Below are 25312 nucleotides of genomic sequence, written 5' to 3'. Positions count from 1 at the left end.
CGCGGGGCCGCGCACCCAGACAGACCGAACCATGTTCTGTCCGGCCTTGGCAAGAGCCGGTCCCACTGTCCGGTCCCCTCCTGCCGCCGCCCGAAGGCCGCCGCCGTCCCGGCCCCCGCCCCAAGGCCGCGACCGTCCCGGCCCCCGCGCGACGGCGGGGGCCGGGACGGGCCGGTCAGGGAAGCGTGCGGCCGAGCAGGTGGGTCATCGCCCGGCGGACCAGGTCGGTCCGCATGGCCTGCGTGGTCGCGCCCTCGGCCCCGAAGCCGAAGTAGACCGTGTCCTTCGTGGTGATGCCCGCTCCGTCGTCGAGGGACCGGTCGCTGCGCGCCCAGTCGTTGAGCGCGACGGCCGACCCGGGCGGCGGCCCGGCGACCGTCCACCCGCCGAGGTCGCCCTCGAACGACGTCTGCGACAGCGTCGCGCCGTCGGCCGTGACCGTGGCGTCGTCCAGCCAGACGCCGAGGCCCTGCGTGCCCCAGTCGCTGATGTAGGAGATGGACACCTCGACCTTCTTGCCCGCGTACGCCGTCAGGTCGACCGACCACTGCTGCCAGCCCTTGGACGAGCCGCTCGCCGCGTTCCATGCGCCGGTCGTGCCGGTCGGCGTGCAGGACGAGACGCCGTCGTAGGTCTGGTAGTGCGCGGTGAACGGGTGGATGTCCACCCAGCCGCTCCCGCAGCTGTCGCCCGGCTCCTGGGAGGTGTGCCCGTTGCGGTCGGGCAGCGTGGTCCAGTCGTCCTGGCCGGCCGTGTGCGCCTCGACCGTCAGGAAGTCCCAGTTGGGCTCGGTGTCGTACGACGCCCAGAAGGACAGGGCGCCGCTGCTCCTGCCGGTGAGGTCGATCGTGGTGGTGAGGCGCTTGTAGGAGACGTCGGCCTGGCCGCTCTGCACGGCCCACGAGCCGGTGTGCGGGGCGAAGGGCGCGCCCGCGCCGTACTGCCACTTGAGCGGCGCCGCGCTCGCGAACTGCGGGAAGCGGTCGGGCGGCAGCACCGAGGAGGTGCTGACGAACGCGGAGGTGTGGTCCTGGTTGCCGGCGGAGTCGCCGCCGTTGAGGGTGCCGAGGAACCCGGTGAACGCCCCGCCCGCGCCCTTCAGCGGCAGCGTCGCGCCGTCCGCGTCCTGGCCGCCGCCGTCCACGAACGTGTAGGCGCCCAGGTAGTACTGCACGAAGTCGTTGCTCAGGGCAAGGCACGGCGGCTTGGTCCGGGTGGTGCACTCCGGCTGGGCCGGGTAGTCGGGCTCGTACCAGTACGAACCGTTGACGTTTTGGGCGTAGAGCGCGTACTTGCCGGTGGCCAGCAGCTTGCCGCCCTCGTTCAGGTAGTCGCGGAAGGCCAGTTCCAGGGCCTCGGCGAGGTTGGCGGCGGTGCCGCCGGGCTGGGTGGCCGCCCGGGGGATGATGTCGTCGCCCGTCTCCCACACCACGGCTTTGTAGTGGCTCAGCACTCCGAGCGGGTCGGGCGCCTTGCGGCCGTGGGTGTCCACGTCGTACACGTCGGAGGAGTAGCCGGCCTGCGAGAGGGCCTTCGCGTAGGCGTCGGCGTACTTGGCCGCGGTCGCGCCCTGGGCGGGGCTCGCCCCGGTGACGTCCTCCGCGGCGACGATCAGCACCGTGCCGCCGATGTCGGCCGACACCGTGTAGGTGAAGTCCTGGCTCTTCTTCGTGGGCGAGGCGAACCACACCTTCACGCTGTCACCGGGCCGGGCGCCCTTGACCGTGCCCCTCAGCCGGTGGAAGTAGGTGTCGTAGCCGCCGCCGTAGCGCTCGCCGCCCTTCCACTCGCCGGTGGGCGCGGTGCGGACCGGGCCGCCGTTGATCTGGTAGCGCAGCAGGACGGGTCCCAGGTTCCGCTTGGCGTCCACCTGGACGACCTGGTCCCTGCCGTAGCTGGTGTCGAACGTGTTCACCACGAAGTCGGGCACCGTGTTGCCGAGGTGGCTGACCGGGTCGCTGAGATCGCGCGCCGACGTGAGCACGTCGAGCGCGAACGGCAGCTGCTTCTCGAACTCGGCCTGGACCAGCGCCTCGTCGTCGGGGAAGACGAACCCGCAGCCCTCGCAGCCCTCGTCGAGCTCCGGCGTCCAGGCGAGCGTGCCGTAGGCCGCGTGCGCGTGATCGGTGGTCTCGCCGTTCGTGGTGTACAGCTCGGCGCCCACGCCGGGGTCGAACCCCGGGACGGCCGGCTTCTCGTCGGTCCCCGTCAGCGCCAGGTAGACCGGGTCGTCCGCGGTGGTGGTCTCCACCTGCCAGCCCTCCGGGTAGAGCAGCAGCGGCCCGTACGAGTGGTAGTTGACCTGGGCCTTGAACCGCAGCCGCCGGAGCAGGCCGTCCATCGCCCGCGTCTCGGGCTCGGAGGCGGGGGCCGTGCCCCGGTACGTCTCGCTGCTCAGGACGCTGGACGAGCCCTCCTCGTCATACCCCCACTTGGTGGGGAAGTTCCGGTTGGGGTCGACGCCGTCGTTGCCCGTGATCCGCCCGTCGCCGTCGTTGTCGCGCAGGGTCTTGCGCCACAGGCGGTTGCCCTCGGTGAAGGTGAAGTCGTAGCCGTCGGGGTTGGCCACCGGCACGAACCACACCTCGGTGGTCCCCAGCAGCCGGGAGACGTCCGGCGTGGCCTTGTTCGCGACCAGATACTTCAGCAGCCGCATGTCGACCTCGGTGGAGATCCACTCGCGGGCGTGCTGGGTGGCCGAGTAGAGCACGGACGGCCGGGCGCCGTCGGGCAGGACGCGGGCCTGCCTGGTGAGCCTGAGCGCGAGGATGTCCTTGCCCTGCAGGGATCTGCCGATCGACTCCAGCTTCGCGACGTCCTTGTTCGCGTCGGCGATGGCCCTGAGCTGGTCGGCGATGCCGCCCTTCTCCGAGTAGGACCTCCAGACCGTGTAGCCGCCGGCCGCCTGCGCCCGGGCCGCCTGCAACTGGGTCTGGCCCTGCGGGTTGCGCACCGGCTCCGGCCGCAGGCCGAGGGACCGGAGCTTCCTGACCTCGCCCGGCGTGGCGGTCAGCTCGACGTGCTCGCGGTCGCCGGTGAGGCGGCGCTGGACGACATCGAATCCCTTCTGGGCCAGCGTCCCGGAAGTGCCGGGCGCGCTGTCGAGCTGGTAGAGGTCGATCTGGTCGGCGGGAGGGAGGGGGTCGCCCTGGTCGGCCTGGGCCGGGAGGACCGGCGTCAGGAGCGCCGCGGCGAGAGCGGCGGCGGCCAGGGCCGGGACGGTCACTCGTCGGGACATCGAGGAGCCCTTCGTGAGGGTGACGATCACCCGAATCTCGCCCGGAGTCAGCGGGCGTGCAAGTGGTCGTGAGGAGACGGGTAAGTCTCGAATCGATCACGGAAACATCTACATTAATCACGACAAGTGACCGCGAACTGTGCGATTGCTCGCTTTCAGCCCATCGGTTTCTCCTGTTCCGGTAGCAGGCATAAAGATCGCCTTCTATAGTTTCGGACCGGATCCGAGTGGAGGTCGACGTGCGGTCGGGACGCTGGGCCGGGCTCGCGGCGGTCGCCGCCGCGCTGCTCGCCGCGCTCTCCGTTCCGGCTGGGTCCCCCGCGCAGGCGGACCCGGACCAGCAGGCCAAGCTGCGCCGCCTCACCAAGGAGGCCGCCGACCTGTCCAAGGCGTACCGGGGCGAGATCGTGAGCCTGGAGGACGCGCAGCTGGCGGTGGACAAGGCGGCCAAGCGGGTCAAGAAGCTCAAGGTCGACCTGCGGGGCGCGGAACGTCAGGTGGCCGAGTTCGCCCAGACGGCCTACATGGGCGGCGGCTTCGACCCGTCGCAGTTCTTCACCATGACGGCCGACCTCGGCTCGCTGTCCACGTTCGCGTACCTGTCCAGCGCGAAGTCCGAGCGCCTCACCAGCATCCAGTGGCTCATCGGCCAGCAGCAGAAGGCGGCCAAGGACGCCGACGCCGAGATCGACCGCCTCCAGGCGCACATCAAGGAGCTCAAGGCCAAGCAGCGCGAGGTCGAGACCAAGATGGCCAGGTACGGCTTCCAGACGCCGGACGCCGGGACCGGGCTCACCGCCCGCCTGGTCACCGTACGCAACGCCATCATGCAGAACTTCCCGATGCCGTTCGGCGTCGGCTGCCTGCGGCCGGGTGACCCGGGGGAGCACGGCAAGGGCCGGGCCTGCGACTTCATGATGAGCGGCGGCGGCCGGATGCCCGACGCCACCGCCAAGGCCCGCGGCGACGCCCTCGCCCAGTGGTGCATCGAGCACGCCCAGCAGTACGGAATCATGTACATCATCTGGCAGCAGCGCTTCTACGACATGCGCACGGGCACGGGGTGGCGCATGATGGCCGACCGGGGCGGGATCACCGCCAACCACTACGACCACGTGCACGTGTCGGTGCTCTGACAGGCGTCCCCGGCGCGGGCGTCTCAGGAGCGGGCGGCGATCCGCTCCCTCAGCCAGTGGTACGACGCCTTGGGCGTGCGCCTCTGGGTCTCGAAGTCCACGTGGACCAGGCCGAACCGCTGATGGTAGCCCTCGGCCCACTCGAAGTTGTCGAGCAGCGACCAGACGAAGTAGCCGCGGAGGTCCACGCCCTCGACCCGCTCCGCCGCCGCGATGTGGCCGTCGAGGTAGGCGATCCGCTCCTGGTCGTCGATCCCCTCGTACGAGCAGCCGTTCTCGGTGACGTAGACGGGCGGGAGGGCCTCGCCGTACCGGGCCGCGAGGCCTTCGAGCAGCTCGCGCAGGCCCTCCGGCACGACCGGCCACCCGAACGCCGTGGTGGGGTAGCCGGTGATCCCCGCGTCCCGGAACGGCAGGCCGTCGGCGCCGGGACCCGCGATGCGCGTCGGGTTGTAGTAGTTGACCCCCAGGCCGTCGAGCGGCTGGGCGATCGTCTCCAGGTCGCCCGGGCGTACCACGTCCAGCCCGTCGATCCCGTACGCCGACAGATCGGGATAGGCGCCGAGGAGCACCGGGTCGTTGAACAGCCGGTTGTGCAGGGTGTCGTAGGCGTCCGCGGCGGCCCTGTCCTCCTCGGAGCCGGAGGCCGGCCACACCGGCGTGCAGTTGTTGGTGACCAGCACCTGCCGCGCGCCGGCCGCGCGGAGCGCCTGGACGGCCAGGCCGTGGCCGAGCAACTGGTGGTGGGCGACCGGCAGCGCGTCGAGGAAGAGCGTCCTCCCCGGCGCGTGCATCCCGAGCCCGTATCCGAAGACCATGTGGACGAACGGCTCGTTCAGCGTGATCCACATGTCGACCCGGTCGGACAGCCGCTCCGCCACGACGGCGGCGTAGTCGGCGAAGCGTCCCGCGGTGTCCCGGGACAGCCAGCCGCCCTCGTCCTCGAGCGCCTGCGGCAGGTCCCAGTGGAAGAGCGTGGGGACGGGCGTGATCCCCCGCTCGTGGAGGGCGTCCACCAGACGGTCGTAGAAGTCGAGCCCGGCCGGGTTGACCGCTCCGTACCCCGAGGGCAGCACCCGCGGCCAGGCGATCGAGAACCGGTAGGCGTTCAGCCCCGCGCCGGCCATCAGCGCCACGTCCTCGGCCCAGCGGTGGTAGTGGTCGCAGGCCACGTCGCCGGTGTGCCCGTCGCGGACCCGCCCCGGCTCATGGGAGAAGGTGTCCCAGATCGACGGGCCGCGGCCGTCCTCCCGGACGGCCCCCTCGATCTGATAGGACGCGGTGGCCGTACCCCAGAGGAACATGTTTCGCCCTCCCGTTTCATGAGCGAAACTCATGTTAACCCGCGCTCCACGTCGTGGGGAGAGAATGACGGACATGACGAGTGTCACTGGGGGAACGTTGCGTCGCAGGCCCGCCCAGCGCCGCAGCCAGGAGCGGGTCGAGCGGATGCTCGACGAGTGCGCCCGGCTGCTCGACGAGGTCGGGTACGAGGGCCTCACCACCAAGGAGGTCGCCCGCCGGGCCGAGGTTCCCATCGGGACCTTCTACCAGTTCTTCAGTGACAAACAGGCCCTCGTGCGCGCGCTCGCGCTGCGCAACCTCGACGCGTTCCTCGACCGCGTCGCCACCCGGCTGGCCGCCGAGCCGCTCTCGGGCTGGGCCGGCGCCGTCGACCTCGGCATCGACGAGTTCGTCCGGATGAAGCGGACCACGCCCGGGTTCGGGGTGGTCGACTTCGGCGAGGTCCTGGCCGCGCCCGGCGGGCCCGCTCTGCCGGGCACCCAGCGGATGCTCGACGAGGCCCTGGAGAACAACGTCGTCGTGGCCGACCGGCTGCGCACGCTCATGGTCGACCTGCTCGGCGTCCGCCCGGACGACGGCCTGGCCCGCGCTTTCGTCGTCGCCGTCGAGGCCGCCGACGCCGTGCTCAAGCTTGCCTTCCGCGCCCACCCGGACGGCGACCCCGACCTCATCGCCGAGTGCAAGCGCCTCGTCCGCCGTTACCTGTCCGGCCACCTCGGCTGACCGTCGCCCCCGGCTCCGCCGCCGACGGAGGCGATGCGGCCCCGCCGCGGGCGGAGGCGGTGCGGGCTTGCCGCTGGCGGAGGCGGTGCGGGCTTGCCGTGGCGAGGTCGTCGCCCGGACCGCTCGGCGGTCCGGGCGACAGCGGCCGGGCGGTCCTGATCAGGCGGGGGCGTCGAGGCGGGCGATCTGGGCGGGCTCGAGCTTGACCTCGGCGAGCAGCTCGTCGAGCTGGGCGAGCGAGCTGACCCCGACGATCGGGACGACGTCCTGGGCCCGCAACCACGCGAGGACGACCTGGTTGGGGGTGGCGCCCAGCTCGTCGGCCACCTCCCGCAGCACCGCGAGCCGCCGGGTCGTGCCCGGGTGGTCGTAGTGCTCCGGCAGGGGCTTGCGCGCGTACGCCCCGGCGAGCAGCGAGGTGTAGACCCACAGTGCCAGGCCCTCGGATCGCACGTAGTCGAGGGTCTCCTCGCTCACCTGGACGTGGCCGCCCTCGGGCAGGCGGACGCCCGGCCGGGGCCGCAGATAGGAGTGGCGGAGCTGGACGTGTGTGTACGGCGTCAGCCCGCGGGCGGCCGCCAGCGCCCGGGCCCGGTCGAGCCGCCAGGTGGCGTGGTTGCTCGCCCCGAGCTGCCGCGCCCTGCCCTCCCGCACCAGCTCGCCGAAGACGGCCACGGTCTCCTCGAGCGGGACCGATCTGTCCTCGATGTGCGCCCAGTACACGTCGACTCCGTCGACTCCGAGCCGGCGCAGGCTGCCCTCCATGGCGGCCCGGACGGCGGCGGCCGACAGGCCCTCGGCCGAGCCGAGCGTCCGGTCGCCGGGCACGGTCGGCCGTCCGCCGACCTTGGTGCTGATCACCACCTGGTCGCGGTTGCGGCGCGAGGCGAGCCAGCGGCCGATGGTGGTCTCGCTCTCGTCGCCGGTCGCGCCGTCCAGCCAGAACGGGTAGTTGTCGGCGGTGTCGATGATCGTCCCGCCCGCGTCGACGAACCGGTCGAGGATGGCGAACGACGTGGGCTCGTCCACGGTGGTCCCGAACGGGATGGTCCCCAAAGCGATTGTCATGCCGGCAACCCTGCCGCCTGGAGTGCACTCCACCTCAAGCCCGAAGCCCGCCCGTGTGCCAGGATCGACGGCGTGGCCGTGTACACACCTGGACAGGTCGTCGAGGAGACCGGGTTCAGCCTCGACACCCTGCGTTACTACGAACGGATCGGGCTGCTTGAGCCCATCGGACGCACAGCGTCGGGTCAGCGGCGGTTCACCGAGGAGGACGTGGCCTGGCTGGGCATGATCCGGTGCCTGCGCGACACCGGCATGCCGATCGCGGAGATGCTGCGCTTCGCCCGGCTCGTCCGGCAGGGCGACCGGAGCATCCGGGACCGGATCGTGGTGCTGGCCGACCACGACCGGAAGGTCGAGGCGCAGATCGCGGACCTGCGCCAGAAGCAGCAGGCCATCCAGCGCAAGATCGCCTATTACCGTGACGTCCTGTCCATCCCGGACGGGCTGCGCGGCCGCGAGGAGGAGCCCGCCTCCTGACTCAGGCGGTGCGGTAGGCCTGGGCCTGGAGGTTGTACAGCTCGGCGTAGAGGCCGTCGACCGTCATCAGCTCCTCGTGCGTGCCCTGCTCGCGCACCTGGCCGTGGTCGAGCACGTAGATCCGGTCGGCGTACCGGACGCTGGCGAGGCGGTGCGTGATGAGCAGGACCGTGCGGCCGTCGGCGTGCTGCCGGATGCGCTCGAACAGCGCGTGCTCAGCCCGGGCGTCGAGCGCGGCCGTCGGCTCGTCGCAGATCAGCAGCGGGGCGTCGCGGTAGAAGCCCCGGGCGACGGCGATCCGCTGCCACTGGCCGCCGGACAGCTCGTGGCCGTCCTTGAAGCGGCGGTCGAGCAGCGTGCGGTAGCCGTTCGGCAGCTCCGCGATGACCTGGTCGGCGCCCGCGACCTGGGCGGCGCGGACCACCTCGTCCTCGCCCTTGTCCATGCCCATGGTGATGTTGTGCCGGGCCGTCAGCGGCCAGCGGGTGTGGTCCTGCGCGATGACCGCGATCCTGCTCCTCAGCGTGTCGGGGTCGACCTCGCGCAGGTCGACGTCGTCCCACAGCACGCGGCCGCCGTCCGGCTCGTAGAGCCCGGCGAGGATCTTCGCGAGCGTCGACTTGCCCGAGCCGTTCTCTCCGACGAGGGCCACCACTTCGCCCCTATCGATGCGGATCGACACTCCACGCAGGGCCTGAGTTGCGGAAGCTGGGTAGGAAAAGGTGATGTCCTCGACGGTCAGGTGCCGGAAACCTGGGGGCGCTTCCCTGGTGCGGCCGCTGGGGATTCGCGACTCCGCTTCAGAGACGAAGTCGATGAAGTCGGTGAAGTAAAGCCCCTGCTCGTAAAGCCTGTTGGTGGCGTACATGAAGCTCGCCAGTGAGGCCTGCCCGGACCGGATGGCGAGCACGGCGGTGCCGGCGACCGCGAGCGGAACGGCTCCGATCGCGAGTAGCACGCCGAGCGCCACGTACACGGCGGCCTGGCCGATGCCGCCCAGGCCCTCACCCATGATCCTGGCATAGGTCTGCCGCCTGGCCAGGTCGAGCATCACCCGCTGCTCGCCGCGCGCGACGGAGTCGAACATCCGCAGCAGGAAGCCCCGCATCGTGAACGAGCGCACCTCGGCGGCGGTGTCCTTGTCCGCCAGGAGCTCCTCGATGATCCACTTGCGCCGGCGCGCCGGGATGAGCAGTAGATCGGTCCGGTAGCCCATCCGGGCCGAGCGGACCGCCGCCCAGGCGTCCGGAAGGACGGCGAGCAGGAGCAGAAGGAGCAGCACGGGGTGGAGCACGCCCAGAACACCGGCCGCGGCGGCGATGCCGACGGCGCCGGTGAGGACGTCGATGGTGGTGGTTACCACCATCGAAGCCATCGACATGCCGCGCAGGCGCGCCCGCTGCAGCGCGTCGTGGAATTCGGGGTCGTCGAAGCAGACGAGGTCGACGAGGCTGGTCAGGCCGTACAGCCGCTCCTCGCTGATCCGTTCGACCTGCGGGTCGAGCCTGGACTGGGCCCAGCCCGCACCCGCCTGCAGCGCCGTGCGGGCCGCCGCTGCGAGGCCCACCAGCAGAAGGCTGGGCAGTGCAGCCCGGATCCGCTCCGGTGTGGGGCCGGCCTCGAACAGCGCCGTCAGCACACCCGTTGTGGCCAGCAGTCCGAAGGCCGTGAACACACCGCCGAGGATGCTCAGGATGACACTGACGAGCGTGTCGCGCGGGCTCGCCTCCCACGCCATGGCCAGAGCCTGGCGGATCAGGCCGGGCAGCCGACGCGCCATCGTCATGAAGCCGAGCACGGCCATGGTGTCGCCGTGGCGGAACCACAACGGCGAGTCGACCTCGGCCAGAGTCGGGAGGTCGTCCTCGGAATCCGCTTGCGTCGTCACCGTCATGGGAGCAGTGTGTGCGCCCGCACCGACATTTCCCACGGTCGTCCGGGTCAGGCCCTCGTATGCAGAGACGTTATCCGGACAAACTTGACGCCGCATGGTCGGAAGTGGGTTGATTGGGCCTGCTGACAACGTTGTCAGCGGCCTTGTGATCGGGGGGGCCTTTTCTTCACCAATCCCGAAGGGAATGTTGCGATGAGACGACGGTGGATGGCGGCCGTCGCGGTCTCTGTGGCAGGTCTGCTCACTCTGTCCGCCTGTGGAAAGGGCGACGACAAGGCGAGCGGAGGCGGTCAGGCCGCGCAGAAGAAGGTCGAAGTCTTCTCGTGGTGGACGGGCCCCGGTGAGTCCGACGGCCTCAAGGCGATGCGCCAGATCTTCGCCAAGCAGTACCCGCAGTTCACCTTCTTCGACGCGGCCGTCGCGGGCGGCTCCGGCGACCAGGCCCGCGCGCTGCTGTCGAGCAAGCTGCAGGCCAACCAGCCCCCGGACACCTTCCAGGGCCACGCCGGCGCCGAGCTCCAGGGCTACATCAAGGGCGGCAAGCTGGAGTCCCTGAACTTCCTGTACGACGAGCTGAAGCTCAGGGACGTGCTGCCGCAGCAGCTCGTCGACCAGATCTCCGTGCAGGGCCAGATCTACTCGGTGCCGGTGAACATCCACCGATCGAACGTCCTGTGGTACAACCCGTCCGTCCTCAAGGACGCCGGGATCTCCGCGGCGCCGAAGACGATGGACGAGTTCATCGCCGATCTCGGCAAGGTGAAGAAGACCGGCAAGATCCCGCTGTCGATCGGTTCGCAGTGGACGCTGGTGCACCTGCTGGAGAGCGTGCTGTGCGGCTCGCTCGGCACCGACGTCTACAACCAGCTGTGGACGGCCAACTCGGACTGGTCGAACGCCAACGTCACCAAGGCGCTGGAGAACTACAAGACCGTCCTGTCGTACGCCGGCACCCCGCAGGACGACTGGCAGCCGGCCGCCAAGCAGGTGGCCGACGGCGACGCGGCGTTCAACATCATGGGTGACTGGGCTTACGGGTACTTCCAGAACCCGGCTCCCGGCGGCATCGGCAAGACCGCGCACAAGGACTTCGACTGGGCGGCGTCCCCGGGCACGGACGGCACGTTCATGTGGCTGTCGGACAGCTTCACGCTGCCGAAGGGCGCGCCCAACCGCGACGGCGCGATCGCGTGGCTGAAGGTGGCGGCCAGCAAGGAGGGTCAGGACGCGTTCAACCCGCTGAAGGGCTCGATCCCGTCGCGCAAGGACGCCGACACGTCCCTCTACAAGGACTACCTGGCCTGGAGCCTCCAGCAGTGGGCGTCCGACAAGCTGGCCGGGTCGATCCAGCACGGCGTCGTGGCCAACGACCAGTGGCGCACCGCGATCACCGACGCCGTCGGCCTGTTCCAGCAGGACCAGGACGTGGCCAAGCTCCAGCAGGCGCTGGTGGCCGCGGCCAAGGCCAGCGGCCAGTAGCCGATCTCCGGTACGGCCCACGCCCCGACGCCTGCCGCCCGGGCGTGGGCCGTACGTGACTTCTGAGAGGTGCATGTGACGCGGGTGCGCAGATGGCTGCCCGGGCTGCTCCTGGTGTCGCCGTCCATCATCCTCATCGCGGTCTTCGTGTACGGCCTTCTGGGGTGGAACTTCAGGGTCGCGATGACCGACAAGCACGACGAGATCGCCGAGATCCCGGGACACTTCGTCGGCCTCGCCAACTTCACCGGCATCTGGAGCGAGGAGCGCTGGGGCCTGTCGGTCCGGCACGCCCTGGTCTTCACCGTCGTGTTCGTCGGCGGCGCGCTCGTCCTCGGCTGGTTCCTGGCGTTCCTGATGGAGAAGGGGATCCGGGCCGAGAGCGGCTTCCGCGCCGTCTACCTGTTCCCGATGGCCATCTCGTTCATCGCCACCGGCGTCGTGTGGCGGTGGCTGATGAACAGCGGGACCGGGGAGCACGCGGGCGGGCTCAACCGGCTGTTCCACTACCTCGGGCTCGACGTCCTGCAGTGGCAGTGGTTCCGCGACCCCGACTGGGGGATGGCCGCGATGGCGATCCCCGCGATCTGGCAGATGTCCGGATACATCATGGCGCTCTTCCTCGCCGGCTTCCGTGGCGTGCCGGAGGAGCTGCGCGAGGCCGCGCGTGTCGACGGATGCAGCGAGTGGCAGGTCTACCGGCACGTCATCCTGCCGATGCTGCGCCCGGTGACGCTGTCCGCCCTGATCATCCTCGGGCACATCTCGCTGAAGGTCTTCGACCTCGTCGTGTCCGTGTCCGGAAAGCAGATCATCACGGACGTGCCCGCGACCTTCATGTGGACGGCCGTGTACGACTCCCACGACCCGGCGAAGGGCGCGACGATCGCGTCCTACATCGTGCTGTCCGTCGCGGTCTTCGTCGTGCCCTACCTGATCTGGAACGCCCGTAAGGGGAACCGTTCATGACCGCGGAAGTCGTTCAGAAGGCCCCCCGCGTCGCCCCGGTGGCCCGGGCGGGAGGGCGGGGGACCACCGCCCGCTGGGTGCGGCTGGTCCTGCTGATCCTGTTCGTCGTCGTCTTCCTGCTGCCGGTCTACGTCCTGCTCGTGACCAGCTTCAAGCCGCTCAGCGAGGCCGACCCCGCCCAGGCGTGGAACCTGCCCCAGGTGTGGACCACCGAGGCGTGGAGCGTCGCCTGGGAGAAGCTCGAACCCGGCATCGTCAACAGCGTCCTGCTCGCCGTCCCGGGCTCGCTCATCTCGGCCGCCCTGGGCTCGCTGAACGGGTACGTGCTGTCGAAGTGGCGCTTCCCCGGCGCCGACGTGGTCTTCACGTTGTTCCTGTTCGGCATGTTCATCCCGTACCAGGGCGTGATGATCCCGCTCGTGCAGCTCATGGTGAACCTGGGGGACACCCTCGGCATCTCCCTGTACGGCGGCATCCCCGGGCTCGTGCTCGCCCACGTCGTGTACGGCATCCCGATCTGCACGCTGATCTTCCGGAACTACTACGTCACGATCCCGGACGAGCTGATCGAGGCCTCGCGCGTCGACGGCGCCGGCATGCTGCGCACGCTGTGGTCGATCGTGCTGCCCGTCTCCGGCCCGGCGTTCGCCGTGGTCATCATCTGGCAGTTCACCTCGATGTGGAACGACTTCCTGTTCGCCGTCTTCCTCACCGGGCCGACCTCCTGGCCCACCACGGTCATGCTCAACAACATCGCGGGCGCGGTGACGACGCCGTACAGCCAGCAGATGGCGGCGGCCATCCTGGCGTCGATCCCGACGATGCTGATCTACCTGTTGCTCGGCAGGTTCTTCATGCGCGGCCTCATGGCGGGCGCGCTCAAGGGCTGACGCTCAGGCCGGGGGCAGCTCGCCCGATCCGCGCGGGATGAGCCGCGTGGGCACCTCGGCGCGCCGCGCCGGGCCCTCGTCGCCGGACAGGCGGCCGAACAGCAGTTCGGCCGCCGTCCGGCCCATCCGCCCGGGGTCCTGCGCCACCACTGTGATCCCGAGCAGGTCGGCCGGCTCGAAGTCGTCGAACCCCACCAGGGCCAGACCCCCCAGGTACGGCTCCGCGCCGAGCCGTACGGGGGCGGGGGACAGCGCGGCGAGCGCCCGGAGCGTGTCCACGGTGAACCGGCCGTTGCCGGTGACCAGGGCGGTCGGCGGGTCGGCGGCCGCGAGCAGGCGGGCGAGGTCGGCCCGCAGCCTGTCCGGGTCGGGCGGGCCCATCGTCACCAGGCCCTCGTCGTACGGCAGGCCGGCCTCCGCCAGCGCCGCGCGGTGGCCGCGCAGCCGCTCGCGCGCCGTGAAGATCGTCGGGGAGTCGCCGAGGAAGGCGATGCGGCGATGGCCGCCCGCGACCAGATGGGCCGTCGCCGTGCGGGCGCCGCCCACGTTGTCGCACAGCACGGCGTCGGCCTCGCACCCGGCGCCCGGGGGCCGGTCGGCGAAGACCGCCCTGATGCCGTCCGCGAACTCGGGCTCCAGATAGCCGTGGTCCTGGCCGGCCGGCACGATGATCAGCCCGTCCACCCGGCGTGCGCAGAAGGCCAGCACGAGCTCGCGCTCCCGCTCCGGCGACTCACGGGACGAACCGGTGAAGAGCAGGTGGCCGTGCCGCAGCGCGACCTCCTCCACCGCCCTGCTCAGGCTGGAGTAGAAGGGGTCGGCGACGTCTTCGATCACGAGCCCGATGCTCGCGGTGCGGCCGCTTCGCAGGGTCCGGGCGCTGTCGTTGCGCCGGTAGCCCAGCAGGTCGATGGCCGCGTGGACCCGCTCGGCCGTGGCGGCGTTGACGCCGGGCTCCTGGTTGACGACACGGGAGACCGTCTTCAACGCCACCCCCGCCGCGGCCGCCACGTCGTTCATGGTCGGACGCCCGCGCCTCGTGTCTCCCACCCCCGGATCATCTCCCATATCAGGCCTGCTGACAACGTTGTCACACAGGGTGGACTCATGTGCGGCGCCGCGTCACGCGACCTCTCGTGGCCACGCATCTTCACATCTGTAGGGTTTGGGGGGTGAAAAGGGGGATTATGGCCAATAGGGGACGCGTGTTGCTGGTGGCGGGATTCGTCCTGGCCGCCCTCAACCTCAGGCCCGCGCTGGCCGGGGTGTCGCCGCTGCTGCCGTCGGTCATGGCCGACCTCGGTCTGACCCCGTCCCAGGGCGGGGCGATCACGACGGTCATGGTGCTGTGCCTGGGCCTGCTCGGCCCGGTGGCCCCGGCGCTGGCCGGCCGGATGGGCCTCGACCGCACGCTGCTGGCGGGCCTGGTCCTCCTCGCCGCCGGGGTGGCGCTGCGCAGCGCGCCCGGCCTCGTGGCCCTGTACGCCGGCGCCGCCCTGGCCGGCACGGCCATCGCGATCATGAATGTGGCCATGCCCGGCATCGTCAAGCAGCACTTCCCCGGCCGGATCGGCCTGATGACGGGGGTCTACGTCTCGTTCCTGGTCGGCGGGGCCGCCGTGGCCTCGGCCTCGGCCGTGCCGCTCGCGGAGCGGGCGGGCTGGCGGGCCGCCGCCGGCTCGGCGGCCGTCCTCGCCCTCGCGGCCGTCGCCCTCTGGGCTCCCCAGGCCGTCCGGAGGCACGGCGGTGGCGGGCGGGCCGGGCACCGGCCGTACCGCGCCCTGCTGCGCAGCCGGACGACCTGGTTCGTCATGGCGTTCATGGGCCTTCAGTCGCTCACGTTCTACATCGTGCTGGCCTGGCTGCCGACGATCTTCCAGTCGGCCGGGATCCCCGCGGACCAGGCCGGGTATCTGCTCAGCCTGACCAACATCGCCCAGATCGCGGCCACCCTCACCGTGCCCGTGCACGCGGGGAAGGCCCTCTCCCAGGTCCCCCACGTGGTCGTGGCCGGGGTGCTCACGATCGCGGGGTACGCCGGCGTGCTGCTCGCGCCCGCGACCGTCCCGTGGCTGTGGATGATCGTGCTTGGCCTCGGGCAGGGCGCGTCGATCGCGCTCGCCCTGCTGATCATCGCGCTGCGGGCCCCGGACGCGGCCTCCGTGACGGCGCTGTCGGCCGTCGCCCAGTCGAGCGGGTACGTGCTCGCCGCCCTCGGCCCGCTGGCCATCGGCCTGCTGCACGAGGCGACCGGCGGCTGGACCGTCCCCCTGCTCGCGGGCGTCGCCGCCTGCCTCGTGCAGATCGCGACCGGCGTCGTCGCCGGTCGCCCGGCTCCCGCCGTCGTCCCGGCCGCCGCGACGGAGGAGCTGCGCTCCTGACGGCCCGCTAGCGGGGGAGCCGTTCCAGGTCGATGTCGATGGGGAAGGGCGCGTCCACGGTCATGCGGGAGTGGTGGATGCCGGTGACCTGGTAGGCGCCCGTGGCCGCGTCGAGGTCGTAGGAGTAGACGAACGGCCGGTTGCCCGAGTTCTCCACCCGCCAGAAGTGGGGGATCCCGGCGGCCGCGTAGTGCCGGGGCTTGACGTCCCGGTCGGGCTCCTCGGTCTCCGGGGCGACGACCTCGATGATCAGCCGTACCTCCTCCGGGAGGTAATAGGTCCGGGCGTCGTCGGCGGCGGCCAGGTCGTCGACGAGCGAGACGTCGGGGCAGGTGCGGCGGTGCCGGCCCAGCCGCACGTCCATCCTGCTGACCGCGACCACGTCTCCCGGCGCCTGCGCGTTGAGGACCGTGCGCAGGCCGTACAGCATGCGCTCGTGGAAGCGCATCTGCGGGGCCATGAAGATCATCGAGCCGTCGACGAGCTCGGCGTGCCTGAGGACGCCGAGCTCGCCCTCCCCGTCGTCGGAGGCCTGCGGGCCGCCGTCGTCGTCGCCGCATCCGCCGGAGCGGGGGTGGGGCCAGTCATCGAGGAGGCTCGTCATGACACCAAGGGTAGCGCCGCTGTGTAACGGCTTGTGGTCGTTGGATTACTTCCCGTCGGCGACCGGTCGGTGCGGTGCGGTGGTCAGCGGAAGGCGGCGGCGTTGCGGGCCGCCCAGTCGGCGAAGGAGCGCGGCGCGCGGCCGAGGACGCGCTCCACGTCCGGGCTGACCGCCCGCTCGGCCGGCAGCGGGTCGCCCAGGATGGCGAGCGTGCCCTCCACCACGGCCTCCGGCATGACCTCGAGCATCCGCGCCCGGGCCTCCTCCCGGCTCTGCTCGGCGAACCGGACGGGCGCGCCGACGGCGTCGCCGATCGCCGCGGCCCGCTGCCTCGGTGTGACGGCCGCGGGCCCCGTCAGCTCGTACGTCCGGCCGGTGTGGCCCGTCCTGGCCAGGGCCGCGGCCGCCACCTCCGCGATGTCGGCCGGGTCGACGGACGGCAGGCCGACGTCGCCGAACGGCGCGGCCGCCGTCCGCGAGGTACGGATCGACTCGGCCCACGCGAACGCGTTGGAGTCGAAGCCTCCCGGCCGCAGGATCGTCCACTCCAAGCCCGACCGCCGTACGGCGTCCTCGAACGCCACCGGGTGGCGGTAGGCCTCGGGCCGGGTGCCCGCGCCCTGGGACGAGAGCAGCACGACCCGGCGGACGCCCCCGGCCGCGGCGAGGCCGAGGAGGGCGTCCGGGTCGTCGCCCGCCACGAGCAGGAACAGCGCGTGGGCGCCGTCGACGGCGCCGCGCAGGCTGCCGGGGGCGGTCAGGTCGGCCCGCCGGTGCTCCACGCCGTCCGGGAGGGGGGCCGGCGTGCGGGAGACCGCCGTCACCTTCTCGCCCGCCGCGGCCAGCGTCCGCACCAGCACCCGTCCGACGTTTCCGGTCGCGCCCGTCACCACGATCATGTCTGTCTCCCTCGATATGAGTTAGTCGGCTGACTAACACGGAACCCTAGGAGAGCGCGGTCGCTGTTGTCTATAGTCAGTGAGGTGACTGACTCAACACGGGCGCGGCCGGGCAAGCGGGAGCGGCTGGCCGCCGCGGCCCAGCGGGTGCTGCACGAGCAGGGCGTGGAGCGGACGACGCTCGCCGACATCGCGCGGGCGGCCGACGTCCCGGTGGGGAACGTCTACTACTACTTCAAGACCAAGGACCAGCTGGTCGAGGCGGCCATCGGCGCGCACGCCGGCGACCTGCGCTCGGTGCTCGACGCGCTCGACGGGCTGCCGGCGCCGCGGGAGCGGCTCACCGCGCTCCTGCGTGGATGGGTGGCGCAGCGCGAGGTCGCGGCGCGGTACGGCTGCCCCACCGGGACCCTGGCCTCCGAGCTCGACAAGCGCGACGACGGCCTCGACCGGGCCGTGGCCGGGGTCATGCGGGTGCTGCTCGACTGGGCCGAGGAGCAGTTCCGCCAGATGGGCCGCGACGACGCCCGCGAGCTCGCGGTCGCGCTGGTGGCCGCGTACCAGGGGATCTCCCTGCTCACGAACACCTTCCGCGACCCCGAGCTCATGGCGGTCGAGGGACGGCGGCTGGAGCGGTGGATCGACTCGCTCGGCTGAGGGATCAGGCCGGGTCGACCGGGCGCAGCTCGTCGGCGTAGCTGACCGACTGCCGGCGCATCATGCCGTCCTTGTCGATGGAGTACTGCCCCATCCGCCACAGGGGCGGCGAGTAGGCGTGGATCGACACCGTGCCCTGGCACTCGCCGGTGAGGCGGTGGATGTGGTCGGGCCCGAACGAGAACGACTGCCCCTCGGTCACCAGGCTCTCCAGGTGCTCGCCGCCGATCCGCGGGTTGCACTCCCTGAGCTCGCCCGCCACCACCTTGACGGCCCCCGACGAGATGTCGTGGTCGTGCCAGCCGGTGTCGTCGCCCGGCCGCCAGCACAGCAGCCACACGTCCACGTACGCGTCGCGGTGGAGGGAGGCGTAGTGACGTCCCCCGTCCTGCGACCCCTCGAAGCCCAGGTGGTGCGTCCACAGCTCGGGCCGGGCGGCCAGCTCCTCCACCAGTGCGGAGAGCTCGCGGCGATCGAGCGGGCGCGGGGGAAGCTCGTCGAAGGGAGCACAGCTCTCGGCGACCTGGACGGTGGGCGTGCTCATGACTGCGACTCCTTTCGGGTGAGCAGGCGGTGGGGGTTGACCACCGTGATGGCGTGCCGTGCGGCGTCGCCGAGGTCCGGCGACGGCGCCTCGGCGTACGGCTGGTCCGAGCCGTTCACGACGACGTCGATGCCGAGCTCGCGGATCACGGCGTCGACGGCCCGGGGACCGTAGGAAGAGGTCTCGACGAACAGGTCCGGGTCCACCAGTCCCCGGCCGTGGCCGCCGCGGTTGATCTGGCGCTCGGAGTGCAGCGGCGCCAGCCCGGCGAGCAGCGCGAAGCAGACCCGCAGCCGCGGGTGCCGGGGGCGGCCGAAGGCCTGGAAGGCGTACCAGGCGGCGTGCATCTGCTGGACGTACGGCACCACGGCGGCCCACCACACGGGCTCGGAGCCGGCCGCGCCGCCGGCGGCGGGCCCCGGGTGGACGAACAGGGGCAGCCCCCGCTCCTCCAGCACGTCGAGCAGCGGGGCCGCGCGCCGGAGTCCGGCGTCGTCCTGGACCGCCGTGGCGGGGAGCTGGAGGCCCGCGAAGCCCTGGTCGAGCGTCGCGGCGAGCCGTACCGGATCGGGATCGGCGACGGGGGCGGCGGCCCAGGCTCCGAACGGCGCGGGCAGCGCGCGGGCGCCCTCGTGGTAGGCGTCGACGAGCGGCCACGCCTCGGCGGGCGGGAGGTGCTCGATCCCGAGAGGGCTCGACAGCGAGACGAGCGCGAGCTCGAGGCCGGCGTTGCGCTTGAGCCGGGAGTCGAGGTCGTGGTCGGCCGGGTCGACCTCGTACGGCGTCTCGCCCTCGAGGACGAGAGTCCAGCCGTCGAGCACGGGGGGCCGGGTTCGGGCCCGCAGGGCCTCCAGGAACGACGGCGTCCACAGGTGCTGGTGCACATCGACGGCCATCGTTCACCTCCCGGTTCTTCTCATTCCCTACAGACAATACATGTAATACACGAGGTACCGCGACGTCAATGAGGTGAAGCGTTTCAGTGAGCCGTTTCAGTGAAACGCTTCAGTTGATGGAGTGTCAAGACCGCGAACCCGCCGCGGCATAGGGTGACGGAGTGGCCAACCGCAAGCGCGCGACCATCCGCGAGGTGGCCCAGGCCACGGGCCTGTCACCCGCGGCGGTGAGCTACGCCCTGCGGGGGCTGCAGGTGTCCGAGGAGACCAAGCAGCGTGTGCGGCGGGCCGCCGAGGAGCTGGGCTACGAGGCGCACCCGATCGCGCGGGCCCTCGCCAGCGGCAGGACCGGGATGATCGGCCTGCTGTGCGGCTCGCTGGAGGACCTGTGGCAGCAGTCGCTCGCCGTGGGCATCGGGCGCGCGCTGCGGGAGAAGGACCGGTACGCGCTGATCCTGGACGCCGCCGGCGACCCCACCCGGGAGCGTTCCCTGGCGCTCCAGCTGCGGGACCAGCGGGTGGACGGGCTGATCGTGCAGCCGGTGGACCCATCGGCCCTGTTCTGGGGAGACCTCGCCGAGTCGCTCCCGATCGTGACCATCGGCGACGCGCTGAGCAACGGCCACAGCGCCGCCGAAGTGGTGTTCGACAACCGGCGCGGGGTCACGATGGCGCTGGAGTACCTGCGGGGCCGGGGGCACGAGCGGATCGCCGTGCTCACCCCCACCCGCCCCAGCACCCCGGACCGGCCGGCGGACGTGCACGTCATGGCCGAGGGCCGGCGGCTCGGCCTGGACGTCGAGGTGCGGACGTCGGGGCAGGGCATGGCGGAGTCGGCCCGGGTGGCCGCCGAGGTCCTGGGGGGCGACGACCCGCCCGGGGCGGTGTTCTGCTTCTCCGACTCGATCGCCTACGGCGTCTACAAGGCCGCCGCCCAGCTCGGGCGGTCGATCCCGGGCGACGTGGCGGTGATGGGGTACGACGACCACCCGATGTCGGAGCTCCTGGGCCTGACGACGGTCAACTGGGACCTCGAGGGCATCGTCCGCGCCGCCGTCCGGCTCGTCGTGGCGGCGTCGGACGGCAAGGTCCACCGCCGCCGCATCGTGCAGGCCCCCGACCTCCGGGAACGCGGGTCGGTCCAGTGACCGCCGCCGGCGCCCGCGGTCCCGTGCCGGTCCGGCTCAGTCGTCGCCGAGGATCATGTTGAGGATCCAGCTGATCACGCCGACGACGATGGCGCCCCAGAACGCCGCCATGAAGCCGCTGACGTGGAAGGGCAGGTCGAGCTGACCGGCCAGCCAGCTCGTGAACAGGAGCAGCGCGGCGTTCACGACCAGCGCGAACAGGCCCAGCGTCAGCACGTAGAACGCGCAGCCCACGGTCTTGATGATCGGCTTGAGGACCGCGTTGACGATGCCGAAGATCAGCGCGACGGCGAGGAGCGTGCCGATCTGCTTGGCGGTCGTGTCGGCGGAGACGCTGATCCCGTGCACCAGCTTCGTGGACGCCCACAGGGCCGCCGCGACAACGATGATCTTGAGTATGACCTTCACGAAAAGATCCTTCCATGGCGCGGCAAAGAACGCGCGGGTCACGTGCGGAAAGTACGCTCCGGACACCGGGCCAGCACCCCCCGGGAACGCGCGCGTGCGCGCTGTGGTCGGATGGACGCGCCCGACAACCGTCGCCGCCGGACAGGAGACGTCATGAGAACCCGCGAGATCCGCCTCGCGTCCCGGCCGAAGGGGTGGCCGGAGCCCGCCGACTTCGACCTCGCCGAGACCGATCTTCCCGAGCCGGCCGAGGGTCAGGTGCTCGTGAGGAACCTGTTCATGTCCGTCGACCCGTACATGCGGGGGCGGATGAACGACGTCAAGTCGTACGTGCCGCCGTACCGGCTCGGCGAGCCGCTCGAGGGGGGAGCGGTCGGCGAGGTGGTCGACAGCCGCGCCCCCGGACTGGCCAAGGGGGATGTGGTCCTGCACAACCACGGCTGGCGGGAGCACGCTCTGCTCGACGCCCGGGCCGTGCGGAAGGTCCCCGACGTCCCGGGGGTGTCGCCCTCGGCGTACCTCGGAGTGCTGGGGATGCCCGGTCTCACGGCGTACGCCGGCCTGCTCGACGTGGCCGGGTTCAAGGACGGCGACGCGGTGTTCGTCTCCGGGGCGGCCGGAGCCGTCGGGAGCCTCGTGGGCCAGATCGCCCGGCTCAAGGGCGCCTCCCGGGTGATCGGCAGCGCCGGGTCGGCCGCGAAGGTCGCGTTCCTCACGGAGCGGCTCGGCTTCGACGCCGCGTTCGACTACCGCGACGCGCCGGTGGCCGAGCAGCTCGCGGCGGCCGCGCCGGACGGCATCGACGTCTACTTCGACAACGTGGGCGCCGACCACCTGGAGGCCGCGATCGGCGCCCTCCGGCCGCACGGCCGGGTGGCCCTGTGCGGCGCCATCGCGGTCTACAACCGTGCGGACCCCCAGCCGGGGCCGCGCAACCTGTCCCTCGCGATCGGCAGGCGGCTCACCCTCCGGGGCTTCATCGTCGGCGACCACTACTCCCGCATGCCGGCCATGGTCGACGAGGTGGGCGCCTGGCTGCGCGAGGGACGGATCGTGTACCAGGAGACCGTGGCCGACGGGCTGGACAACGCCCCCGCCGCGTTCATCGGCATGCTGCGGGGCGAGAACGTCGGCAAAATGATCGTGCGCCTCTGACCTGCATATCCTTACTTGCGGGTATAAGCGGCAAACTTGGGGGAAATCACCCCTCTTGGGGGTGAGGCTGAATGGACGTGGAAGAGCTCGAGTCGCTGCCGGCGAAGGAGCTGCATGACCGAGCGGTCCGGTACGCCGTGCGGCATGGCGACTTCGGCTTCCTGTGGGACCTGCTGAAGGTGATCCCCGCGGCCGAGGCCGCCAGCGGCAACAGCGAGGAGACGGCCAACGACCTCAGCCGCGTGTCTGCGCTGCTCAGCGACGCCATGGCCGCGGGTGAGGGCGAGCTGGGCGACGCGCTGCGGCCCGTCTACGTCGAGTACCTGTCCAAACACCCCGACGCGTGATCGCCGTCCCGCCACGGCCCGCCGACCGGCGAGGCCGCGGCGGAACGCCGTGCGTCGCCGCGGGAGTGCGGCCCCGGCGTCGCCCCGGGCGCCCGGCGGCCATGAACGCCGGAGACGAGTGCGTCCGGCCGGACCTGTGGCCGCCCCGGTCACCGGCGGTCGTGAGCCGAATATGAGCGAGTAGCCTGCCAGGGCGGTTTCTTCAGCCCCTTCTCATGTCACCTGGTCAGGATGTCGCTGTGGTCAAGACGCGTGTGCTGGTCGTCGACGACGAGCCCGAGGTGCGCGACGCGGTGGCGCGGGCGCTGCGGGTCGAGGGCTACGGCGTGGCGACGGCCGGCGACGGCCCGTCGGCACTGGAGGCCATCGGCGCCGGCCCTCCCGACCTCGTGGTCCTCGACGTGCTCATGCCCCAGATGGACGGCCTGGAGGTGTGCCGGACGCTGCGCGGCGACGGCCACCGGCTGCCCGTGCTCATGCTCACCGCCCTCGACGGGGTGGGCGACCGGGTGGCCGGGCTCGACGCCGGAGCCGACGACTACCTGATCAAGCCGTTCGCGCTGGAGGAGCTGTTCGCCCGGGTGCGGGCGCTGCTGCGCCGCACGGCCGCGCCCCCCGCCGAGGGCTTCGCCGACCTCGTGCTACTGCCCGACAGCAGGCAGGCCAGGCGCGGCTCCCGGCTGATCGACCTGACGAGGACCGAGTACGCCCTGCTCGACCTGCTCATCCGCAACGGCGGCCAGGTCCTCACCCGGCAGGTCATCCTGGAACGGATCTGGGGCTACGCCTTCCGGCCCGGGTCGAACCCCCTGGAGGTCTACATCCGCTACCTCCGCAAGAAGACGGAGGCCGGTGGGGAGCCCCGGCTCATCCACACGGTGCACGGCCTGGGGTACTGCCTGCGGGACCCGGACCTCGCCGACGGCGGCGACGGGCCGGGGGAGGCGCGGTGAAGCTCCGCTGGCGGCTCGCCCTGGCCTCCGCGCTCGCCGCCGCGGTGAGCGTGATCGTGGTCATCGTCGCGGCCTACCTGATCACCTGCCGGAGGGTCGAGAGCGCCCTCGGGCGGTTCGACGGCTACCCGGACCGGCCCCCGGCCGGGGTGCTCGCCGGGCTCGCCGACGTCGACGACCTCGGCTGGCCGTTCTTCGCGGTCGCCCTGGGCGGCCTGGTGCTGTCCGGCGCCCTCGGCTGGCTGGCCGCGCGGGCCGCCCTCCGGCCGGTCAACCACTTCCGGGACGCGGCCAGGCGGGTCGCCACCACCCGCGACCTCACCACCCGCATCCAGGTGACGGGGGACGACGAGCTGGCGAGCCTCGCCCGCAGCTTCAACACGATGCTCGACGCCCTCGAACGCTCGGCCAAGGCGCAGAAACGCCTGGTCGCCGACGCGTCCCACGAGCTGCGCACACCCCTGACCGCCGTACGGACCAATGTGGAGCTCCTCATCCGGGGGGAGCTGCCGCCGGAGGACCGCGACGACGTGAGCCGGGCGGTCGTGAGCGGGCTGGAGGAGCTCACGGCGCTCGTCTCCGACGTGGTCGAGCTCGCCCGGGACGAGGAGCCCGCGGCGCTGGTGGAGACCGTACGGCTCGACGAGCTGGTGCGGCGGGAGGTGGCCCGGGCCGCGCGGCACTGGCCCGCGACCTCCTACACGGTGTCCGCCGAGCCGTCCGTGGTCCGCGGCGTGCCGGAACGCCTGGCTCGGGCCGTGGCCAACCTGCTCGACAACGCCGCCAAGTACAGCCCCCCGGCCGGCCGGGTCGAGGTGTCGCTGCGGGACGGCGTGCTGACCGTGCGGGACCACGGCCCGGGGATCGCGCCGGAGGACCTCCCCCATGTGTTCGACCGGTTCTACCGGGCCCCGGCCGCGCGGTCGCTGCCCGGCTCCGGCCTCGGGCTCGCGATCGTGGGCCAGGTGGTGGACAGCCACGGCGGCAGCGTCTCGGCCGCCCCGGCCCCCGGCGGCGGCACGCTCGTCAGACTGGCGCTGCCAGTAGGGTGACGGACATGGGCTCTGTACGCGTCGAGCGGACCGAGGACGGCTTCGTCGCCCGCAACGACCGGGGCGGCGAGATCGTCATGGCGACGGGTGACGGGCTGTTCAGCCCGCTCGAACTGCTGCTCGCGGCCGTCGGCGGATGCAACATCATGACCGTCGAGCCGCTGACGGCCCAGCGCGGCCACCGGCTGGTGCGGCTGGCCGTCGACGTGACCGCCGAGAAGGCCGCCCCCACGCTGCTGCGGTCGGTCACCGTGACCTACGACGTGGAGCTGCCGTCGGAGGAGTCGCGGGAGGTGTTCGAGGCCGTCGCCGAGCGGGTCCACGAGCGCCACTGCACGGTCAGCAGGTCGCTGGCCGCGGGCACGGAGGTCCGGCTGGAGCTGCCTCCTAGCGCGCCCCAGGCATGACGGCCCGGATGTAGGACGAAAATCCACCTCCGTCTTACGACTTCATGACAACTGCGCTTGTACTGTTGAAGCAAGTCCTCCAGATGAGGACGCCACACGGACTTTATTGAAAAAGGACGCGGATGGGGGAACCGCGTCCGGAAAGCGGGGGACCCGCCGGTGCCTTTGGGGAGGGCATTCCTGGCGGAACCGCTTCGATCCGGAGCCGGGCAGTTGGGGGACTGCCCGGCTCCGGCATTTTCGTCCCCGGATCCTCCCCCGTCCGGGCCCGCCCGACGTGCTCTCGCGCCGCCCGTCCGCGATCACGGCCGGCCCCCGTATTGACCCTCGTTTGGTGAAGGAAAAGCGCCGTCACGGTGATCTCGTGGCGGCGCTTTTCTGTCTGTTCTTTGCCTCGGCGTGGTGTCGGGGGCGCCCTTCTTGAATGTGGCCGCCCCGGCTTGCCGTACGGGTTGGGTATTTTGCCGGCGCCTGCCGTGCGGGGCGGGCGGCGGCCCGGCGGGACGGTGAGGGCTTTCGTGGGAGGGGCTTGGCGTTCGCAGTCGGGCTTGGCCTAACCGGGTAGATCTTCTGGGCGTTTTGTGAGTTTTACTTTGCCCCGTCCTGACTTGTCCGGTAGTGTCGCTTTCGCCGCCGACCGGTGGCTGGATTGGCCGGGAGAGGAGATCGCTGTGGGAGACCC

24 protein-coding genes are annotated in these 25312 nt (G+C 71.6%); 14 read left to right on the top strand and 10 right to left on the bottom strand.

What is annotated here, in order from left to right; genetic code table 11:
• Positions 1-175: 175 nt before the first annotated feature.
• Entirely contained in the window at positions 176-3238 is a 3063-nt protein-coding gene (locus Mco01_RS15945) for a M14 family metallopeptidase (protein WP_204057681.1), read from the bottom strand.
• A 239-nt stretch (positions 3239-3477) separates the two neighbouring features.
• Between Mco01_RS15945 and Mco01_RS15940 the strand changes: the two genes are divergently transcribed.
• Positions 3478-4374 (top strand): coiled-coil domain-containing protein, encoded by an 897-nt coding sequence (locus Mco01_RS15940; protein ID WP_204057680.1) that lies wholly within the window; start codon positions 3478-3480, stop codon positions 4372-4374.
• A 23-nt stretch (positions 4375-4397) separates the two neighbouring features.
• Here Mco01_RS15940 and Mco01_RS15935 read toward each other — a convergent pair whose 3' ends face one another.
• Complete coding sequence (locus tag Mco01_RS15935) at positions 4398-5678, bottom strand: GH1 family beta-glucosidase (protein ID WP_204057679.1); 1281 nt, start codon at positions 5676-5678, stop codon at positions 4398-4400.
• Between the two features lie 73 nt (positions 5679-5751).
• Here Mco01_RS15935 and Mco01_RS15930 point away from each other — a divergent pair, with 73 nt between their 5' ends.
• The gene (locus Mco01_RS15930; protein WP_204057678.1) at positions 5752-6402 is read left to right on the top strand and encodes a TetR/AcrR family transcriptional regulator; all 651 of its coding nucleotides are present in this window, start codon (positions 5752-5754) and stop codon (positions 6400-6402) included.
• Between the two features lie 159 nt (positions 6403-6561).
• Here the strand turns inward: Mco01_RS15930 and Mco01_RS15925 are convergent, their stop codons facing one another.
• Complete coding sequence (locus Mco01_RS15925) at positions 6562-7470, bottom strand: aldo/keto reductase (protein ID WP_204057677.1); 909 nt, start codon at positions 7468-7470, stop codon at positions 6562-6564.
• A gap of 72 nt (positions 7471-7542) precedes the next feature.
• Between Mco01_RS15925 and Mco01_RS15920 the strand changes: the two genes are divergently transcribed.
• Positions 7543-7947 carry a MerR family transcriptional regulator gene (locus tag Mco01_RS15920; RefSeq protein WP_204057676.1) on the top strand — a complete coding sequence of 135 codons (405 nt, stop codon included), beginning with the start codon at positions 7543-7545 and terminating at the stop codon, positions 7945-7947.
• Position 7948: 1 nt separating this feature from the next.
• On the opposite strand, the gene Mco01_RS15915 is transcribed toward Mco01_RS15920, so the two are convergent.
• On the bottom strand, positions 7949-9841 hold the full coding sequence (locus Mco01_RS15915) for an ABC transporter ATP-binding protein (protein ID WP_204057675.1): 1893 nt from the start codon (positions 9839-9841) through the stop codon (positions 7949-7951).
• 192 nt (positions 9842-10033) lie between these two features.
• Here Mco01_RS15915 and Mco01_RS15910 point away from each other — a divergent pair, with 192 nt between their 5' ends.
• From Mco01_RS15910 to Mco01_RS15900, 3 genes are all read left to right on the top strand, one after another.
• Entirely contained in the window at positions 10034-11320 is a 1287-nt protein-coding gene (locus tag Mco01_RS15910; protein WP_204057674.1) for an ABC transporter substrate-binding protein, read from the top strand.
• Positions 11321-11404: 84 nt separating this feature from the next.
• Complete coding sequence (locus tag Mco01_RS15905) at positions 11405-12289, top strand: carbohydrate ABC transporter permease (RefSeq protein ID WP_239103641.1); 885 nt, start codon at positions 11405-11407, stop codon at positions 12287-12289.
• Positions 12286-13179 (top strand): carbohydrate ABC transporter permease, encoded by an 894-nt coding sequence (locus Mco01_RS15900; RefSeq protein WP_204057673.1) that lies wholly within the window; start codon positions 12286-12288, stop codon positions 13177-13179. The genes Mco01_RS15905 and Mco01_RS15900 overlap by 4 nt, the downstream gene beginning before the upstream one ends.
• Positions 13180-13182: 3 nt before the next feature.
• Here the strand turns inward: Mco01_RS15900 and Mco01_RS15895 are convergent, their stop codons facing one another.
• Positions 13183-14199, bottom strand: coding sequence for a LacI family DNA-binding transcriptional regulator (locus Mco01_RS15895; RefSeq protein ID WP_239103640.1), 1017 nt, complete (start codon positions 14197-14199; stop codon positions 13183-13185).
• Between the two features lie 152 nt (positions 14200-14351).
• On the opposite strand from Mco01_RS15895, the gene Mco01_RS15890 reads away from it, so the two are divergent.
• On the top strand, positions 14352-15560 hold the full coding sequence (locus tag Mco01_RS15890) for an MFS transporter (protein WP_239103639.1): 1209 nt from the start codon (positions 14352-14354) through the stop codon (positions 15558-15560).
• 7 nt (positions 15561-15567) lie between these two features.
• Here Mco01_RS15890 and Mco01_RS15885 read toward each other — a convergent pair whose 3' ends face one another.
• Both Mco01_RS15885 and Mco01_RS15880 read right to left on the bottom strand, forming a co-directional pair.
• Positions 15568-16164, bottom strand: a complete 597-nt coding sequence (locus tag Mco01_RS15885; RefSeq protein ID WP_036331397.1) for a Uma2 family endonuclease — start codon at positions 16162-16164, stop codon at positions 15568-15570.
• 83 nt (positions 16165-16247) lie between these two features.
• Complete coding sequence (locus Mco01_RS15880; RefSeq protein WP_204057671.1) at positions 16248-17063, bottom strand: SDR family oxidoreductase; 816 nt, start codon at positions 17061-17063, stop codon at positions 16248-16250.
• 84 nt (positions 17064-17147) lie between these two features.
• Here Mco01_RS15880 and Mco01_RS15875 point away from each other — a divergent pair, with 84 nt between their 5' ends.
• Positions 17148-17720 (top strand): TetR/AcrR family transcriptional regulator, encoded by a 573-nt coding sequence (locus tag Mco01_RS15875; RefSeq protein WP_239103638.1) that lies wholly within the window; start codon positions 17148-17150, stop codon positions 17718-17720.
• Positions 17721-17724: 4 nt separating this feature from the next.
• On the opposite strand, the gene Mco01_RS15870 is transcribed toward Mco01_RS15875, so the two are convergent.
• Together Mco01_RS15870 and Mco01_RS15865 are read right to left on the bottom strand one after the other, a co-directional pair.
• On the bottom strand, positions 17725-18264 hold the full coding sequence (locus Mco01_RS15870) for a cysteine dioxygenase (RefSeq protein ID WP_204057670.1): 540 nt from the start codon (positions 18262-18264) through the stop codon (positions 17725-17727).
• A complete protein-coding gene (locus Mco01_RS15865; RefSeq protein WP_204057669.1) occupies positions 18261-19160 on the bottom strand; it encodes an amidohydrolase family protein in 900 nt (299 codons plus the stop codon). The genes Mco01_RS15870 and Mco01_RS15865 overlap by 4 nt, the downstream gene beginning before the upstream one ends.
• Positions 19161-19321: 161 nt before the next feature.
• On the opposite strand from Mco01_RS15865, the gene Mco01_RS15860 reads away from it, so the two are divergent.
• Positions 19322-20308 carry a LacI family DNA-binding transcriptional regulator gene (locus Mco01_RS15860; RefSeq protein WP_239103637.1) on the top strand — a complete coding sequence of 329 codons (987 nt, stop codon included), beginning with the start codon at positions 19322-19324 and terminating at the stop codon, positions 20306-20308.
• Positions 20309-20344: 36 nt separating this feature from the next.
• On the opposite strand, the gene Mco01_RS15855 is transcribed toward Mco01_RS15860, so the two are convergent.
• A complete protein-coding gene (locus Mco01_RS15855; protein ID WP_036331415.1) occupies positions 20345-20716 on the bottom strand; it encodes a phage holin family protein in 372 nt (123 codons plus the stop codon).
• A gap of 153 nt (positions 20717-20869) precedes the next feature.
• Here Mco01_RS15855 and Mco01_RS15850 point away from each other — a divergent pair, with 153 nt between their 5' ends.
• The 5 genes from Mco01_RS15850 to Mco01_RS15830 all read left to right on the top strand — a co-directional run bounded on the left by Mco01_RS15850 (position 20870) and on the right by Mco01_RS15830 (position 24630).
• On the top strand, positions 20870-21871 hold the full coding sequence (locus Mco01_RS15850) for an NADP-dependent oxidoreductase (RefSeq protein WP_204057668.1): 1002 nt from the start codon (positions 20870-20872) through the stop codon (positions 21869-21871).
• 71 nt (positions 21872-21942) lie between these two features.
• Complete coding sequence (locus Mco01_RS15845; RefSeq protein WP_036331418.1) at positions 21943-22218, top strand: hypothetical protein; 276 nt, start codon at positions 21943-21945, stop codon at positions 22216-22218.
• A gap of 215 nt (positions 22219-22433) precedes the next feature.
• Complete coding sequence (locus tag Mco01_RS15840; protein WP_204057667.1) at positions 22434-23171, top strand: response regulator transcription factor; 738 nt, start codon at positions 22434-22436, stop codon at positions 23169-23171.
• Positions 23168-24223, top strand: coding sequence for a HAMP domain-containing sensor histidine kinase (locus Mco01_RS15835; protein WP_204057666.1), 1056 nt, complete (start codon positions 23168-23170; stop codon positions 24221-24223). Before Mco01_RS15840 ends, Mco01_RS15835 begins: the two co-directional genes overlap by 4 nt.
• A 5-nt stretch (positions 24224-24228) precedes the next feature.
• Positions 24229-24630, top strand: coding sequence for an OsmC family protein (locus Mco01_RS15830; RefSeq protein WP_204057665.1), 402 nt, complete (start codon positions 24229-24231; stop codon positions 24628-24630).
• Positions 24631-25312 lie beyond the last annotated feature (682 nt).

The sequence above is a fragment of the Microbispora corallina genome, assembly GCF_016863035.1.
GTDB lineage: Bacteria > Actinomycetota > Actinomycetes > Streptosporangiales > Streptosporangiaceae > Microbispora > Microbispora corallina.
The sequence above is the reverse complement of the archived record's forward strand: the minus strand, read 5'-3'. Positions and strand labels throughout refer to the sequence as shown.

Coding starts and splice junctions, on each gene's coding strand:
- Mco01_RS15895 (WP_239103640.1), bottom strand. CDS start 14,199: ATGAACGACGTGGCGGCCGCGGCGGGGGTGGCGTTGAAGACGGTCTCC.
- Mco01_RS15840 (WP_204057667.1), top strand. CDS start 22,434: ATGTCACCTGGTCAGGATGTCGCTGTGGTCAAGACGCGTGTGCTGGTC.
- Mco01_RS15900 (WP_204057673.1), top strand. CDS start 12,286: ATGACCGCGGAAGTCGTTCAGAAGGCCCCCCGCGTCGCCCCGGTGGCC.
- Mco01_RS15925 (WP_204057677.1), bottom strand. CDS start 7,470: ATGACAATCGCTTTGGGGACCATCCCGTTCGGGACCACCGTGGACGAG.
- Mco01_RS15845 (WP_036331418.1), top strand. CDS start 21,943: ATGGACGTGGAAGAGCTCGAGTCGCTGCCGGCGAAGGAGCTGCATGAC.
- Mco01_RS15910 (WP_204057674.1), top strand. CDS start 10,034: ATGAGACGACGGTGGATGGCGGCCGTCGCGGTCTCTGTGGCAGGTCTG.
- Mco01_RS15885 (WP_036331397.1), bottom strand. CDS start 16,164: ATGACGAGCCTCCTCGATGACTGGCCCCACCCCCGCTCCGGCGGATGC.
- Mco01_RS15945 (WP_204057681.1), bottom strand. CDS start 3,238: ATGTCCCGACGAGTGACCGTCCCGGCCCTGGCCGCCGCCGCTCTCGCC.
- Mco01_RS15880 (WP_204057671.1), bottom strand. CDS start 17,063: ATGATCGTGGTGACGGGCGCGACCGGAAACGTCGGACGGGTGCTGGTG.
- Mco01_RS15870 (WP_204057670.1), bottom strand. CDS start 18,264: ATGAGCACGCCCACCGTCCAGGTCGCCGAGAGCTGTGCTCCCTTCGAC.
- Mco01_RS15915 (WP_204057675.1), bottom strand. CDS start 9,841: ATGACGGTGACGACGCAAGCGGATTCCGAGGACGACCTCCCGACTCTG.
- Mco01_RS15865 (WP_204057669.1), bottom strand. CDS start 19,160: ATGGCCGTCGATGTGCACCAGCACCTGTGGACGCCGTCGTTCCTGGAG.
- Mco01_RS15830 (WP_204057665.1), top strand. CDS start 24,229: ATGGGCTCTGTACGCGTCGAGCGGACCGAGGACGGCTTCGTCGCCCGC.
- Mco01_RS15930 (WP_204057678.1), top strand. CDS start 5,752: ATGACGAGTGTCACTGGGGGAACGTTGCGTCGCAGGCCCGCCCAGCGC.
- Mco01_RS15935 (WP_204057679.1), bottom strand. CDS start 5,678: ATGTTCCTCTGGGGTACGGCCACCGCGTCCTATCAGATCGAGGGGGCC.
- Mco01_RS15850 (WP_204057668.1), top strand. CDS start 20,870: ATGAGAACCCGCGAGATCCGCCTCGCGTCCCGGCCGAAGGGGTGGCCG.